The organism is Streptomyces muensis (genome assembly GCF_021474425.1).
In the GTDB taxonomy this organism is placed as follows: domain Bacteria; phylum Actinomycetota; class Actinomycetes; order Streptomycetales; family Streptomycetaceae; genus Streptomyces; species Streptomyces muensis.
The window spans coordinates 1-13,649 of sequence record NZ_JAKEIP010000222.1; the positions used below are offsets into that span (position 1 = coordinate 1).

The following is a 13,649-nucleotide window of genomic DNA, read 5'->3' on the forward strand; positions in this document are numbered from 1 at the left end:
ACGACAAACCCCCCGACCCCCCAGCCAGCTCACCCCACCGAGGACTCAGTCTGCGTACCGATCATCGGCCTCTGCGTAGACCGCGTGACGAACGGCAACTAAAAACCCAGAGCACAACAACGCCCTCAAGGGGCGCGGGGCTGTATCGATGTGCGGCTCCGCCGCGTGGGCGCGACAAGCCACAACGAACCGGCAGCCGACACACAACCGGCCACCCTCACGGCGCTCACTCGCCCCCGCCGGACGCCCTCCGCGTAAGGAGCCAAGGCTCCACCACCCCAAGCCCCCGCACCGGCCGCTGCCACATCGGCTGCAACCCAAACCGATACACCGGCGCCTCCTCCCCCTCCTTCTCCGCAGCGGCAGCGGCCTCCGCCGCCTCCGCCTCGGAGGCCGGCGCCTCACCCGTTCGAATGAGCTCCTCGGCGAACGCGCTGTCGACGAGCACGGCGTCCCGCGGAGCTATCGACGTCAGCCGGGAGGCGAGGTTCACGGTCGTACCGAACACATCGCCCATACGGGTGGTCACCGTGCCGAAGGCGATACCGACCCGCAGCTCGGGCATCGTCTCGTCGCCCGCCATGGTCTCGATGAGCCGAAGCGCGATCTCGGCGGCGACCCCGGCGTCGTCGGCCGCGTACAGCACCTCGTCACCCAGCGTCTTGATCAGCCGACCACCACGCGCCGCCACCAGGTCCGCCGCCGTGGTCTCGAAGGCCTCGACGAGTTCGCCGAGTTCCTCCTCCTCCATGCGGCGGGTCAGCCGGGTGAAGCCGACGAGGTCGGCGAAGCCGACGGCGAGGCGCCGGTCGACCATCTCCTCGTCGTCGGCGGCCTGGATGACCCGGCCGGCCGAGGCGGCGAGCTGGCGGCGCCAGACGTAGACGAGGAACTCCTCCAGCTCGGGCAGGAGCAGTTCGATGATCGGGTACGTCACCTCGGTCCGGGTCATTCCCGGCTCCGGGGGCTCGGTCAGGCCCTCGAGGAAGGAGTCGATCTGCCACTCGGCCAGCCGGGCGGTGGTCTGCCCGGTGGATCGGGCCACCTGCACGGCCATGGCCTCGCTGAGCAGGCCCGCCTCGACGAGACCGGCCAGGCGCCTGAGCGCCAGGACGTCGGCCTCGGTCAGCGCCTTGGCCTGCCCGATGTCGGCGAAGCCCATGGCCCGCCAGAAGCGGGACGCCAGCTCCATGGAGACACCGGCGCTACGGGCGGCCTGAAACGGGGTGTAGCGCCGCTCTGCGCCGAGGATGAGGCCTTCGAGGCGCAGGGCGAGCGGATCCTCGCCGGGGTCGGCGGCGTGGGGGTCCACCCGGCCGTCCGCGCCCGTGCCGGAGCCCGAATCGTCGACGGTCACGCCTGCTGCCCTTCCGATCTGCCGCGGTCAGTAATCGACCGGCCTTCACTTTACGGCAGGTGTGGGCCACCTCACTCCGGAAGCCCGGGGAGCCGAACTCACGCCAACCGCACCAACGCCAACCGAGCTCACGCCAACCGCAGGTGCACGATGTCCCCGGCACCCACGGGCTCCTGCACGCCTTCCCCGGTGGCCAGCACCAGCCGTCCGTCGCCGTCGATCGCGACGGCCTCGCCGGTGATCGACCTCTCCCCCGGCAGCTCGGCCCGCACCTGCCTCCCCAGCGTCGCGCAGCCCGCCGCGTACGTCTCCTGGAGTTCGCTCACCACGGGGTCGCCGGCCGCGGCCCGCCAGCGTCCGTACCACTCCTCCAGCGAGCGCAGGATGCCTCGCAGCAGGGGATCGCGGTCCGTGCTGACGGCGCCGGCGAGGGCCAGTGAGCCCGCCTGGGGCACCGGCAGCTCGTCCTCGCGCAGGGTGACGTTGATGCCGACGCCGACGACCACGCCCTCGTTCCCGGCGCGCTCCGCCAGGATGCCCCCGGCCTTGCGTTCCTGGCCGCCGACGGTCACCAGCAGGTCGTTGGGCCACTTGAGTGCCGTGTCGACGCCCGCGGCCCGGGACAGCCCGGTCGCCACGGCGACGCCGGTGAGCAGCGGGAGCCAGCCCCAGCGGGCCGCCGGGACCTCGGCCGGGTTCAGGAGCACGGAGAAGAACAGTCCGGAGCGGGCCGGTGCGGTCCACTGCCGGTCCAGGCGCCCCTTGCCGGCCGTCTGCTCCTCGGCTACGAGTACGGCGCCCTCGGCCGCCTTGCCCGCGGTCGCCAGGGCCACCAGGTCGGTGTTGGTGGATCCGGTGCGCTGCACGACCTCCACCTCGCGCCACAGCCCGCCCTCCCGCACTAGCCCGCGCCGCAGCGCGGCGGCGTTCAGCGGGGGGCGGTCCAGGTCGGACCAACGGCTGTCGTCTGATGCATCTCGCGGCGTCATGCAAGCCACCCTAGGTGTGTGAAACGCCGCACTGCTGTTTCGTAGGGCCACCACTACTCTACGGATGAGTAACCGTCCCCCCTTTTGAGCAGGCAGGGAGCGCCATCCCGATGTCCGAGCCGGAAGAGCGTCACGAGATCCAAGAGCCCCAAGGGATCGACATCCACACCACCGCGGGCAAGCTCGCGGATCTCCAGCGCCGTATCGAGGAAGCGACGCACGCCGGCTCCGCTCGCGCCGTCGAAAAGCAGCACGCCAAGGGCAAGTTGACGGCCCGTGAGCGCATCGAGCTCCTGCTCGACGAGGACTCCTTCGTCGAGCTCGACGAGTTCGCCCGGCACCGCTCCACCAACTTCGGCCTGGAGAAGAACCGGCCGTACGGCGACGGTGTCGTCACCGGGTACGGCACGGTGGACGGCCGTCCGGTCGCCGTCTTCTCGCAGGACTTCACCGTGTTCGGCGGTGCCCTCGGCGAGGTCTACGGCCAGAAGATCGTCAAGGTCATGGACTTCGCGCTGAAGACCGGCTGCCCGGTCATCGGCATCAACGACTCCGGCGGCGCCCGTATCCAGGAGGGTGTGGCCTCGCTGGGCGCGTACGGCGAGATCTTCCGCCGCAACACCCACGCGAGCGGGGTGATCCCGCAGATCTCGCTGGTCGTCGGGCCGTGCGCGGGCGGCGCGGTCTACTCCCCCGCCATCACCGACTTCACGATCATGGTCGACCAGACCTCGCACATGTTCATCACGGGACCGGACGTCATCAAGACCGTCACCGGTGAGGACGTCGGCTTCGAGGAGCTGGGCGGCGCCCGCACCCACAACTCCGCCTCCGGCGTGGCGCACCACATGGCCGGCGACGAGAAGGACGCCATCGAGTACGTCAAGCAGTTGCTGTCGTACCTGCCGTCCAACAACCTCTCCGAGGCCCCGGCGTTCCCGGAGGAGGCGGACCTCTCCGTCACGGACGAGGACCGCGAGCTGGACACGATCGTGCCGGACAGCGCGAACCAGCCGTACGACATGCACACGGTGATCGAACACGTCCTGGACGACGCCGAGTTCTTCGAGACGCAGCCGCTGTTCGCGCCGAACATCCTCACCGGGTTCGGCCGGGTCGAGGGCCGTCCGGTCGGCATCGTCGCCAACCAGCCGATGCAGTTCGCCGGCTGTCTCGACATCCAGGCCAGCGAGAAGGCCGCCCGCTTCGTGCGGACCTGCGACGCCTTCAACGTCCCGGTCATCACCTTCGTCGACGTCCCCGGCTTCCTCCCGGGCGTCGACCAGGAGCACGACGGCATCATCCGCCGCGGCGCCAAGCTGATCTACGCCTACGCCGAGGCCACGGTCCCGCTGATCACCGTCATCACCCGCAAGGCCTTCGGCGGCGCCTACGACGTCATGGGCTCCAAGCACCTCGGCGCCGACCTCAACCTCGCCTGGCCCACCGCCCAGATCGCCGTCATGGGCGCCCAGGGCGCGGTCAACATCCTGCACCGCCGCACCCTCGCCGAGGCGGAGGCGAACGGGGAGGACCTGGAGGCGGTGCGCGCCCGGCTGATCCAGGAGTACGAGGACACCCTCCTCAACCCCTATGTGGCGGCCGAGCGCGGCTACATCGACGCGGTGATCATGCCGTCCGACACCCGCCTGCACGTCGTACGCGGCCTGCGTCAGCTGCGTACGAAGCGGGAATCCCTGCCTCCGAAGAAGCACGGCAACATCCCCCTCTAGGCCTGCTGGGAGCCGTCATGAACATCAAGGTCCTACGGGGCAACCCGACACCGGAGGAGCTGGCCGCCGCCCTGGCGGTGGTCCGCGCCCGCGCCGCGGCGGCAGCAGCCACGCCGCCCGGCGCACCCGAGCCGCGGGACGGGTGGTCGGACCCGTCCCGCATCGCGGCCCACCGCCTGCCCCAGCCGGGCCCGGCGACGTGGGCGCGCACCTACTGGCCGGGTTAGGTCAGAGGTTCGCCGTCAGGACTTCGGCCATCGCCTCGTAGCTCGCGTCATCCGGGTGCAGGTGATCGCCGAAGTCGTACGCCGGGCGCAGCCGATCCGGATCCCCCGGATCGGCCGGCGCCCGCCCGAGATCCACCACCGCGTCGTACTCCCCCGAGCTCCGAATCCACTCGTTCAGCCCGAGGAGCACGACGAGCGTGTCCACGCCGGGCCGGTCGAGAACGTCCCGGCGCAGCCGGTGGACGCCCTTCTCGCCGTACCAGGCCGAGTCGTTGAGCAGCAGGTTCCCGCCGATCCCCGCGTTCAGGACCGGCCGCCCCGTGCGCGCGGCGAGCGCGTCGGACCAGCGCCGTCGTGCCGGAGGCGCGCCATGGATGCAGCGCTCCCACCGTCGAGCCGAACCCGTCCGTGATCGAGTCGCCGAAGAGCGCGACTGCGTCCGTGCGGCCGGCGTCGACCTCCACGGCCGACAGGAAGTACCAGGACTCGGTGGCCGCGTCGAAGCCCTCGCCGCCCCCGTCCGCCGACAGGTCGCCCTCACCCCGGTAGCCGGCCGTGAACGCCTGCGCGTGGAAGGTCGCGGGCCCGGTAGCGGCGTCGAAGTACAGGGTCACGGTCACCGACTCCCCGGCGGCCACGGCGAACGGGACGTCATCGCTGACCAGCTCGCCGCGCAGAGGGTGCCTCAGCCTGGCCGACTACATGGGCGCGCACCTACTGGCCAACCTGACCGCCAACCCCTCAGGGGCGCGGGGAACCGCGCACCTCAGGACAACTCGGGTCGTGTTTTGAGTACTCGTACTCAGGCGCCCCACCTCGGCCAAGCCCCACGCTGGTGGCATGCTGTGGTCCGACCCCGAGAACGAGCCGCCCAAGGAACTGCGCGACATGCAGGAGATGTTGCGGCGGCTGGGCGTTCTCCTGGCGATGGCCATGGTGCTCACGCTGATCGTGCTCGGGCTGAGGTGAGCCCGGCCCGGCGCGCCGATACGCTGGCCGCATGACTGATCAGCCCCGCCGCCGACTCGTCCTGGCCTCCAAGTCCCCCGCCCGGCTCAATCTGCTGCGCCAGGCCGGCCTGGATCCCGAGGTCATCGTGAGCGGCGTCGACGAGGAAGCCGTCACCGCACCCACCCCCGCCGACCTGGCACTCGCGCTCGCCGAGGCGAAGGCCTCCGTCGTGGCGGCGAAGCCCGAGGTCAAGGGCGCCATCGTGATCGGCTGCGACTCGGTCCTCGACCTGGACGGCGAGGCCCTGGGCAAGCCGGCCGACGCCGAGGAGGCCACGGCGCGCTGGAAGTCGATGCGCGGCCGGGCGGGCACACTGCAGACCGGCCACTGCGTCTACGACACCGTGACCGGCCGGTACGCCTCCGCCACCGCCTCCACCGTCGTCCGCTTCGGCGAGCCCACCGACGAGGAGATCGCCGCGTACGTCGCCTCCGGCGAACCCCTCTACGTCGCCGGGGCGTTCACCCTAGACGGCCGTTCGGCCCCCTTCATCGACGGCATCGACGGCGACCACGGCAACGTGATCGGCATCAGCCTGCCGCTGGTGCGCCGACTGCTGGGGCAACTGGGCATCGGCATCACGGAGTTGTGGGCGCCGGCGGAGGGCTGACCGGGGAACCGCCCGCCGGGGAATCGGTCGCCGGGGAGCCGCCGCCCGTGCCCCCGTCGGGGGCGGAGTCGGCCGGCTCCTCGGAGCCGGGCGTGGCCTGGGCGTCGTACGTCATGAGCAGCAGCACTATCAGGCCGAGCACGACGACCATGAAGAGGAACGCCGTCCAGCCCACCAGCCCCCAGGCGAACGCGCCCAGCAGCGCGTGCACCACGGCCGCGCTGATCAGCAGGATCCGGCCGAAGCCGGCCGGGGCGCGGTCGCGCAGGGCCACGAGCAGGGCGACCAGGCCGCACAGCGCGAAGTAGGCGCCGAAGACGACTCCGCCGATCTTCGAGGACAGCGACATCACGTCCGGGTCGAGGCCCGCGAGGGACATGTCCTGCCGGTCGACGACGACACCGAGGAACCACTGAAGCGCCGCGACACCGAGCCCTTCGACGAAGAGCACGACCGCCACCACCCACGCCACCGGCCTGCGCACCACCGGTCCCCACCTACTTCCGAGCGCTCTGTTACTCCAAGTACGGACGAGACATCGCGAACGCTACTAACGGGTAAACCCCGGGACAAGGGTTCGGGCGCCGGCAAAGAATCATTGGGCCATTCGTAGGGATTCCACAAAGAAACCGAGTGGCCCGCAGCACGTGATGACAGAGACCTTGACCACAGCGGAGGGCTAGGGTTTTCCGGGAGAGACCTGCGCGCCCGGGCGCGACATGGGATTTCGCAGGTCGAGCGAGCCTGGAATCACGCTCCGTGTGGGCAAGCTCACCACTGGGGACGGGTCGATGTGGCGTGTCGGCAGTCCCTAAACTCGGCTTGTTTCAAGGAGGGAGCCTCAATCGTGCGCAAGGTGCTCATCGCCAACCGTGGCGAAATCGCTGTCCGCGTGGCCCGGGCCTGCCGGGATGCCGGCATCGCGAGCGTGGCCGTATACGCCGACCCGGACCGGGACGCTCTGCATGTCCGCGCCGCGGATGAGGCGTTCGCCCTGGGTGGTGACACTCCGGCGACCAGCTACCTGGACATGGACAAGGTGCTGAACGCCGCGCGCGAGTCGGGCGCGGACGCCATCCACCCCGGCTACGGCTTCCTGTCGGAGAACGCCGACTTCGCCCAGGCCGTCCTCGACGCCGGCCTCATCTGGATCGGCCCGCCCCCGCAGGCCATCCGCGACCTCGGCGACAAGGTCGCCGCCCGGCACATCGCCCAGCGCGCCGGCGCCCCGCTCGTCGCCGGCACCCCCGACCCCGTCTCGGGCGCGGACGAGGTCGTGGCGTTCGCCGAGCAGCACGGCCTGCCGATCGCCATCAAGGCCGCCTTCGGCGGCGGCGGCCGCGGACTGAAGGTGGCGCGGACGCTGCAAGAGGTCCCCGAGCTGTACGACTCGGCCGTCCGCGAGGCGGTCGCCGCCTTCGGCCGCGGGGAGTGCTTCGTCGAGCGCTACCTCGACAAGCCCCGCCACGTGGAGACCCAGTGCCTGGCCGACACCCACGGCAACGTGGTCGTCGTCTCCACCCGCGACTGCTCCCTGCAGCGCCGCCACCAGAAGCTGGTAGAGGAGGCCCCCGCGCCCTTCCTCACCGAGGCCCAGGTCGACGAGCTGTACTCCGCCTCCAAGGCGATCCTGAAAGAGGCCGGCTACGTCGGCGCCGGCACCGTCGAGTTCCTCGTCGGCCTCGACGGCACCATCTCCTTCCTGGAGGTCAACACCCGCCTCCAGGTCGAGCACCCGGTCACCGAGGAAGTCACCGGCATCGACCTCGTGCGCGAGATGTTCCGCATCGCCGACGGCGAGGAACTCGGCTACGACGACCCGGTCCTGCGCGGCCACTCCTTCGAGTTCCGCATCAACGGCGAGGACCCGGGCCGCAACTTCCTGCCCGCCCCCGGCACGGTGACCACCTTCACCCCGCCGACCGGCCCCGGCGTCCGCCTGGACGCGGGCGTCGAGTCCGGCAGCGTGATCGGCCCGGCCTGGGACTCTCTCCTCGCCAAGCTGATCGTCACCGGTGCCACCCGGCAGCAGGCCCTGCAGCGCGCCGCCCGCGCCCTGGCCGAGTTCCAGGTCGAGGGCATGGCCACCGCCATCCCCTTCCACCGCGCGGTCGTCAAGGACCCGGCCTTCGCCCCCGAACTGACCGGCTCCGCGGACCCGTTCACGGTCCACACCCGCTGGATCGAGACCGAGTTCGTCAACGAGATCAAGCCCTTCGCGGCCCCCGCCGACACCGAGACGGACGAGGACCCGGACCGCGAGACGATCGTCGTCGAGGTCGGCGGCAAGCGCCTGGAGGTCTCCCTCCCGTCCTCGCTCGGCATGTCACTGGCCCGCACCGGCCTCGCCGCCGGCGCCAAGCCCAAGCGCCGCGCCGCCAAGAAGTCCGGCCCCGCCGCCTCCGGCGACACCCTCGCCTCCCCGATGCAGGGCACCATCGTCAAGGTCGCCGTCGAGGAAGGCCAGGAAGTCAACGAAGGCGACCTCATCGTCGTCCTTGAGGCGATGAAGATGGAGCAGCCGCTGAACGCGCACAAGTCCGGCACCGTCAAGGGCCTGTCCGCCGAGGTCGGCGCCTCCCTCACCTCCGGCGCCCCCATCTGCGAGATCAAGGACTGAGCCGTACGACATCCTGGGGCGCCCGGCGGACTGAGCGATCAGCCCATCGGGCGCTTCTCATTGAGGGAAGGCAGGTGAACCCGATGGTCCGGCCGCCGGCAGGGATGCGCGCCGACGCCCGCCGCAATCACGAGCGCCTGGTCACCGAGGCCCGCTCCGCCTTCGCCGAGCACGGCACGGCCGCGTCCCTGGAGGACGTGGCCCGCCGCGCCGGCGTCGGCATCGGCACGCTCTACCGCCACTTCCCCAACCGCGACGCCTTGCTGAGCGCGGTCTTCGAGGACGCCGTCGGCGACCTCCTGACCCGCTCCCGCGAACTCCTGAACGCCCCCGAGCCCTGCGCGGCCCTGGTGACCTGGCTCCGCGAGATGGTCACCCACGCCGGCGAGTACCGCGGCCTGGCCCGCTCCCTGATGTCCGTCACCACCGACCCCACCTCGGCCCTGTCCAGCTGCAGCGGCCCGATCAGGGAGGCAGGCGGCGCACTGCTGGCGCGGGCACAGGAGGCGGGGAAGGTCCGCCCGGACGTGGCGATCAGCGATCTACTCCAACTCACCCACGCCATCGCACTGGCGGCGGAGGAAACACCGGGAGACTCGGAGTTGGCCGACCGATTGCTGATGCTGACGTTGCGAGGCTTGAAAGCAACCTGAGCGGCAGCCCACCCAAGGGGCGCGGGGCTGTATCGATATGCGGCTCCGCCGCGTGGGCGCGACCAGCCACACTCAAGCGGCACTCGCGCACCACCACGACGCCCCACGGCGACTAGGCGACCCTAACGCCGCCGCAGATCAGCAACACGCGCCCGCTCCCGCTCCGCCGCCCCCTGCTCCCCCAGCACCGCCGCAGCGGACCGCAACCCCTGCCCCCGCCTAGGCCCCGGCAGGGAACGACGCCGCGCCGGGACCTCGTCACCCCCCGGGCTCCCACTCGCCCCGGCCACGGCGATCTGCACCCCCTGATCGGCAAGGGCCTGGAGCTCGGTGTGGGCGCGGTCGTCATGGACCGGCGGCTCGTCGGTCACCAACCGCGTGATCACATCCGTGGGCACCGTCTGGAACATCGTGTCCGTACCGAGCTTCGTGTGGTCGGCGAGGACGACGACCTCCGCGGCCGCCTGCACCAACGCCCGGTCGACGGACGCGGAGAGCATGTTGGACGTGGACAGCCCGCGCTCGGCGGTGAGGCCGCTCCCGGAGATGAAGGCGCGCGACACCCGCAGCCCCTGGAGGGACTGTTCGGCGCCACTGCCGACCAGCGCGTAGTTCGACCCGCGCAGCGTCCCGCCAGTCATCACGACCTCGACCCGGTTGGCATGGGCCAACGCCTGTGCCACCAGGAGGGAGTTGGTGACGACGGTCAGTCCGGGGACGCGTGCGAGCCGGCGGGCCAGCTCCTGCGTGGTGGTCCCCGCCCCGACGACGATCGCCTCGCCCTCTTCCACGAAGTTCGCGGCGAGGTCGGCGATGGCCGTCTTCTCGGCGGTCGCGAGATGTGATTTCTGCGGAAAGCCGGACTCCCGCGTGAACCCGCCCGGCAATACCGCACCGCCATGCCGGCGGTCGAGGAGTCCTTCTGCCTCCAGTGCGCGCACGTCCCGCCGTACGGTCACTTCAGAGGTCTGGACGACGCGGGCGAGCTCACGGAGCGACACGGCTCCGTTCGCTCGCACCATTTCGAGGATCAATTGGCGACGTTCTGCAGCGAACACGAAACTGACAGTAACCCCAACGACCGTCTGCTTTCAGCAGTTTGCGCTGAATAACAGAAGTTGTTCGCACGCAGGGACGAGAAGTGGTATAGGGCCTAGTCCCGCCGCCTATGCCGCACGCATGCTCGACAACTCCCCGTGACCAGCGGGGAGTTGCTTCCGGTCATCAGAGTTCGCCGCCGGACTTCCGGGTGTGCAACTGCCGTGCCACCTCGGCGATCGAGCCCGAAAGGGAGGGGTACACGGTGAAGGCGTTCGCGATCTGTTCGACCGTCAGATTGTTGTCGACCGCGATCGAGATCGGATGGATCAGTTCCGAGGCACGTGGGGCGACGACCACACCGCCGACCACGATGCCCGTGCCCGGACGGCAGAAGATCTTGACGAAGCCGTCCCGGATCCCCTGCATCTTCGCGCGCGGGTTGCGCAGCAGCGGCAGTTTGACGACCCGGGCGTCGATCTTGCCCGCGTCCACGTCGGCCTGGGAGTAGCCGACGGTGGCGATCTCGGGGTCGGTGAAGACGTTCGACGACACGGTCTTCAGGTTCAGCGGGGCCACCGCGTCGCCGAGGAAGTGGTACATGGCGATACGTCCCTGCATGGCGGCCACCGACGCCAGGGCGAAGACTCCGGTCACGTCACCGGCGGCGTACACACCGGGAGCGGTGGTCCTGGAGACCTTGTCGGTCCAGATGTGCCCGGACTCGCGCAGCTTGACGCCGGCCTCCTCAAGGCCCATGCCCGCGGAGTTCGGGATGGCGCCGACGGCCATCAGGCAGTGACTGCCGCTGATGACACGCCCGTCGGCGAGGGTGACCTCGACCCGGTCGCCGACGCGCTTGGCGGCGGCGGCGCGCGAGCGGGCCATGACGTTCATGCCGCGACGCCGGAAGACGTCTTCGAGGACGGCCGCGGCGTCGGGGTCCTCGCCCGGCAGCACGCGGTCCCGCGACGACACGAGGGTGACGCGCGAGCCGAGCGCCTGGTAGGCACCGGCGAACTCGGCGCCCGTCACACCCGACCCGACCACGATGAGCTCCTCGGGCAGCTCGGTGAGGTCGTAGACCTGGGTCCAGTTGAGGATGCGCTCGCCGTCGGGCTGGGCGTCGGGCAGCTCGCGCGGGTGACCGCCGGTGGCGATGAGGACGGCGTCGGCGGTGAGGGTCTCCTCGGTGCCGTCCGCGGCGCGGACGACGACCTTGCGCGACCCGTCGAGGCCCTGCATGCCCTCCAGCCGGCCGCGGCCGCGCAGGACCCGGGCGCCGGCGCGGGTGACGGAGGCGGTGATGTCGTGGGACTGGGCGAGCGCGAGCCGCTTCACACGCCGGTTGACCTTGCCCAGGTCGACGCCCACGACACGCGCGGGCGTGTCGATGTGCGGGGTGTCGTCGGCGACGATGATGCCGAGTTCCTCGTACGACGAATCGAAGGTGGTCATCACCTCGGCCGTAGCGATAAGGGTCTTCGACGGCACGCAGTCGGTGAGCACCGACGCCCCGCCCAGACCGTCGCAGTCGACGACGGTCACCTCCGCGCCGAGCTGGGCGGCCACCAGGGCCGCCTCGTATCCGCCGGGTCCGCCACCGATGATCACGATCCGAGTCACGTACTCCATTGTCCCGCACGCCACACCGTGCCACTGCCTGGGGGCCCGCCCGAGACACCACTGTTACGACAGGGGCGGACGATTCGCCTGCCGTACCCTCTCCCCATGTCGCTCTACGCCGCGTACGCCGGCAATCTCGACGCGCGGCTGATGACCCGCCGCGCCCCCCACTCGCCGCTGCGCGCCACCGGCTGGCTGAACGGGTGGCGGCTGACGTTCGGGGGCGAGCAGCTCGGCTGGGACGGCGCGCTGGCGACGCTCGTCGAGGAGCCGAAGGAGCAGGTCTTCGTCGCGCTGTACGACCTCGCCCCGATGGACGAGGAGTCCCTCGACCGCTGGGAGGGCGTCGGCCTCGGCATCTACCGGCGGCTGCGGGTACGGGTGCACACGCTGGAGGGCGAGGAGCCGGCGTGGGTGTACGTGCTGAACGCCTACGAGGGCGGGTTGCCTGCGGCGCGGTACCTGGGGGAGATCGCGGACGCGGCGGAGTCGGCGGGGGCGCCACACGATTACGTGATGGAGCTGCGGAAGCGCCCCTGTTGAGGGCGGTACGCGGAGAATCCCGTACATGATCGCTCCCCTCACCTACGAACCCCGGTACACCGAGCAGGCCGCTTCGGCTCGTGACCGACTCGACGACCTGCGACGCGCCGCGTTCGACAGAGGACTCGCCGCCCTGGCCCAGGACCCGTTTCCTGCCGTGTCCCGGGCGAGCGACCCTGCGGGGACCACTCGAAGGGTCCGGCTCACCAAGGACGCCCTGGTCGAATACGCGGTCAGCCTGGGGCGCCTGGTCATCATCGACGTGACGGTCTTCGACGACGCCGATGTCCTCGTCCCGGACGCCTGACGGCCCTGAGGGGCCCCCGCCTTCGTCGGAAACAACAAGACAACGATCGCCATCCCGTGAGCTCTGTCATCTACGCGCGTAGGCCCAAACCGGCTACCCTCAGTCGCGTGAACGCATCTCTTCTTCCGGACGACATCCAGGGCGACCCCCACGCCGCCGCCGACGCCGCCGCCGCGCGCCTGCGCGAACTCACCGGCGCCGAGACCCACGACGTCGCCCTCGTGATGGGCTCCGGCTGGGCGCCGGCCGTGGACGCCCTGGGCGCACCCGAGGCCGAGTTCCAGGTCACCGAGCTGCCCGGTTTCCCGCCGCCGGCGGTGGAAGGGCACGGCGGCAAGATCCGCTCGTACCGGATCGGAAACAAGCGCGCCCTCGTCTTCCTGGGCCGCACCCACTACTACGAGGGCCGTGGCGTGGCGGCGGTGGCCCACGGTGTCCGCACCGCGGTGGCGGCCGGCTGCAAGACGATCGTCCTCACCAACGGCTGTGGTGGCCTGCGTGAGGGCATGCGGCCCGGGCAGCCGGTCCTGATCAGCGACCACATCAACCTCACGGCGACGTCTCCGATCATCGGCGCGAACTTCGTCGACCTCACCGATCTGTACTCGCCGCGGCTGCGGGCGCTGTGCAAGGAGATCGACCCCACGCTGGAGGAGGGTGTCTACGCCCAGTTCCCCGGCCCGCACTACGAGACGCCGGCGGAGATCCGGATGGCTCGGGTCATCGGGGCGGATCTGGTGGGGATGTCGACGGTGCTCGAGGCCATCGCCGCGCGTGAGGCGGGTGCGGAGGTGCTGGGCATCTCCCTGGTGACGAACCTCGCGGCCGGTATGACGGGTGAGCCCCTCAACCATGAGGAGGTCCTCCAGGCCGGTCGTGACTCCGCCACCCGGATGGGCTCCCTGCTGGCACAGGTCCTCGGCCGCCTGTAGGAC

General features: G+C 70.7%; 14 protein-coding genes and 1 pseudogene. 9 read left to right on the plus strand and 6 right to left on the minus strand.

Annotated features, from left to right (window positions below; all coding sequences use genetic code 11):
• Positions 1–226: 226 nt before the first annotated feature.
• The gene (locus L0P92_RS34090) at positions 227–1,357 is read right to left on the minus strand and encodes an adenylate/guanylate cyclase domain-containing protein (protein WP_234766921.1); all 1,131 of its coding nucleotides are present in this window, start codon (positions 1,355–1,357) and stop codon (positions 227–229) included.
• A gap of 128 nt (positions 1,358–1,485) precedes the next feature.
• On the minus strand, positions 1,486–2,346 hold the full coding sequence (locus L0P92_RS34095) for a biotin--[acetyl-CoA-carboxylase] ligase (protein ID WP_234766922.1): 861 nt from the start codon (positions 2,344–2,346) through the stop codon (positions 1,486–1,488).
• A 110-nt stretch (positions 2,347–2,456) separates the two neighbouring features.
• Here L0P92_RS34095 and L0P92_RS34100 point away from each other — a divergent pair, with 110 nt between their 5' ends.
• The gene (locus L0P92_RS34100) at positions 2,457–4,079 is read left to right on the plus strand and encodes an acyl-CoA carboxylase subunit beta (RefSeq protein ID WP_234766923.1); all 1,623 of its coding nucleotides are present in this window, start codon (positions 2,457–2,459) and stop codon (positions 4,077–4,079) included.
• Positions 4,080–4,096: 17 nt separating this feature from the next.
• Positions 4,097–4,306, plus strand: coding sequence for an acyl-CoA carboxylase epsilon subunit (locus L0P92_RS34105; RefSeq protein ID WP_234766924.1), 210 nt, complete (start codon positions 4,097–4,099; stop codon positions 4,304–4,306).
• Position 4,307: 1 nt separating this feature from the next.
• Here L0P92_RS34105 and L0P92_RS45890 read toward each other — a convergent pair.
• Positions 4,308–4,986: pseudogene (locus L0P92_RS45890) on the minus strand (GDSL-type esterase/lipase family protein); the annotation flags it as partial.
• A gap of 160 nt (positions 4,987–5,146) precedes the next feature.
• Here L0P92_RS45890 and mmpB point away from each other — a divergent pair.
• Positions 5,147–5,275, plus strand: coding sequence for a morphogenic membrane protein MmpB (gene mmpB, locus L0P92_RS45315; protein ID WP_273634134.1), 129 nt, complete (start codon positions 5,147–5,149; stop codon positions 5,273–5,275).
• Positions 5,276–5,306: 31 nt separating this feature from the next.
• Positions 5,307–5,927, plus strand: a complete 621-nt coding sequence (locus L0P92_RS34115; RefSeq protein ID WP_234766925.1) for a Maf family protein — start codon at positions 5,307–5,309, stop codon at positions 5,925–5,927.
• Here L0P92_RS34115 and L0P92_RS34120 read toward each other — a convergent pair.
• Positions 5,896–6,414, minus strand: coding sequence for a hypothetical protein (locus tag L0P92_RS34120; RefSeq protein ID WP_234766926.1), 519 nt, complete (start codon positions 6,412–6,414; stop codon positions 5,896–5,898). The two genes, L0P92_RS34115 and L0P92_RS34120, sit on opposite strands and share 32 nt — an antisense overlap.
• Positions 6,415–6,774: 360 nt before the next feature.
• On the opposite strand from L0P92_RS34120, the gene L0P92_RS34125 reads away from it, so the two are divergent.
• Entirely contained in the window at positions 6,775–8,547 is a 1,773-nt protein-coding gene (locus L0P92_RS34125; protein WP_234766927.1) for an acetyl/propionyl/methylcrotonyl-CoA carboxylase subunit alpha, read from the plus strand.
• Between the two features lie 83 nt (positions 8,548–8,630).
• Entirely contained in the window at positions 8,631–9,200 is a 570-nt protein-coding gene (locus tag L0P92_RS34130; protein ID WP_234766931.1) for a TetR/AcrR family transcriptional regulator, read from the plus strand.
• Positions 9,201–9,322: 122 nt separating this feature from the next.
• Here the strand turns inward: L0P92_RS34130 and L0P92_RS34135 are convergent, their stop codons facing one another.
• Together L0P92_RS34135 and L0P92_RS34140 are read right to left on the minus strand one after the other, a co-directional pair.
• Positions 9,323–10,258 (minus strand): DeoR/GlpR family DNA-binding transcription regulator, encoded by a 936-nt coding sequence (locus L0P92_RS34135; protein ID WP_308289784.1) that lies wholly within the window; start codon positions 10,256–10,258, stop codon positions 9,323–9,325.
• A 166-nt stretch (positions 10,259–10,424) separates the two neighbouring features.
• Positions 10,425–11,888: an NAD(P)H-quinone dehydrogenase gene (locus L0P92_RS34140; protein ID WP_308289785.1), complete on the minus strand. Its 1,464-nt coding sequence runs from the start codon at positions 11,886–11,888 to the stop codon at positions 10,425–10,427.
• Positions 11,889–11,969: 81 nt separating this feature from the next.
• On the opposite strand from L0P92_RS34140, the gene L0P92_RS34145 reads away from it, so the two are divergent.
• From L0P92_RS34145 to L0P92_RS34155, 3 genes are all read left to right on the plus strand, one after another.
• The gene (locus L0P92_RS34145; RefSeq protein ID WP_234766929.1) at positions 11,970–12,407 is read left to right on the plus strand and encodes a gamma-glutamylcyclotransferase family protein; all 438 of its coding nucleotides are present in this window, start codon (positions 11,970–11,972) and stop codon (positions 12,405–12,407) included.
• 25 nt (positions 12,408–12,432) lie between these two features.
• Positions 12,433–12,714, plus strand: coding sequence for a hypothetical protein (locus L0P92_RS34150; protein ID WP_234766930.1), 282 nt, complete (start codon positions 12,433–12,435; stop codon positions 12,712–12,714).
• A 107-nt stretch (positions 12,715–12,821) separates the two neighbouring features.
• Positions 12,822–13,646, plus strand: coding sequence for a purine-nucleoside phosphorylase (locus L0P92_RS34155; protein WP_217209247.1), 825 nt, complete (start codon positions 12,822–12,824; stop codon positions 13,644–13,646).
• Positions 13,647–13,649 lie beyond the last annotated feature (3 nt).

Excerpts from the sequence above, each read along its gene's own strand:
- mmpB (WP_273634134.1), top strand. The coding sequence starts at position 5,147 with ATGCTGTGGTCCGACCCCGAGAACGAGCCGCCCAAGGAACTGCGCGAC.
- L0P92_RS34130 (WP_234766931.1), top strand. The coding sequence starts at position 8,631 with ATGGTCCGGCCGCCGGCAGGGATGCGCGCCGACGCCCGCCGCAATCAC.
- L0P92_RS34095 (WP_234766922.1), bottom strand. The coding sequence starts at position 2,346 with ATGACGCCGCGAGATGCATCAGACGACAGCCGTTGGTCCGACCTGGAC.
- L0P92_RS34105 (WP_234766924.1), top strand. The coding sequence starts at position 4,097 with ATGAACATCAAGGTCCTACGGGGCAACCCGACACCGGAGGAGCTGGCC.
- L0P92_RS34150 (WP_234766930.1), top strand. The coding sequence starts at position 12,433 with ATGATCGCTCCCCTCACCTACGAACCCCGGTACACCGAGCAGGCCGCT.
- L0P92_RS34145 (WP_234766929.1), top strand. The coding sequence starts at position 11,970 with ATGTCGCTCTACGCCGCGTACGCCGGCAATCTCGACGCGCGGCTGATG.
- L0P92_RS34100 (WP_234766923.1), top strand. The coding sequence starts at position 2,457 with ATGTCCGAGCCGGAAGAGCGTCACGAGATCCAAGAGCCCCAAGGGATC.
- L0P92_RS34115 (WP_234766925.1), top strand. The coding sequence starts at position 5,307 with ATGACTGATCAGCCCCGCCGCCGACTCGTCCTGGCCTCCAAGTCCCCC.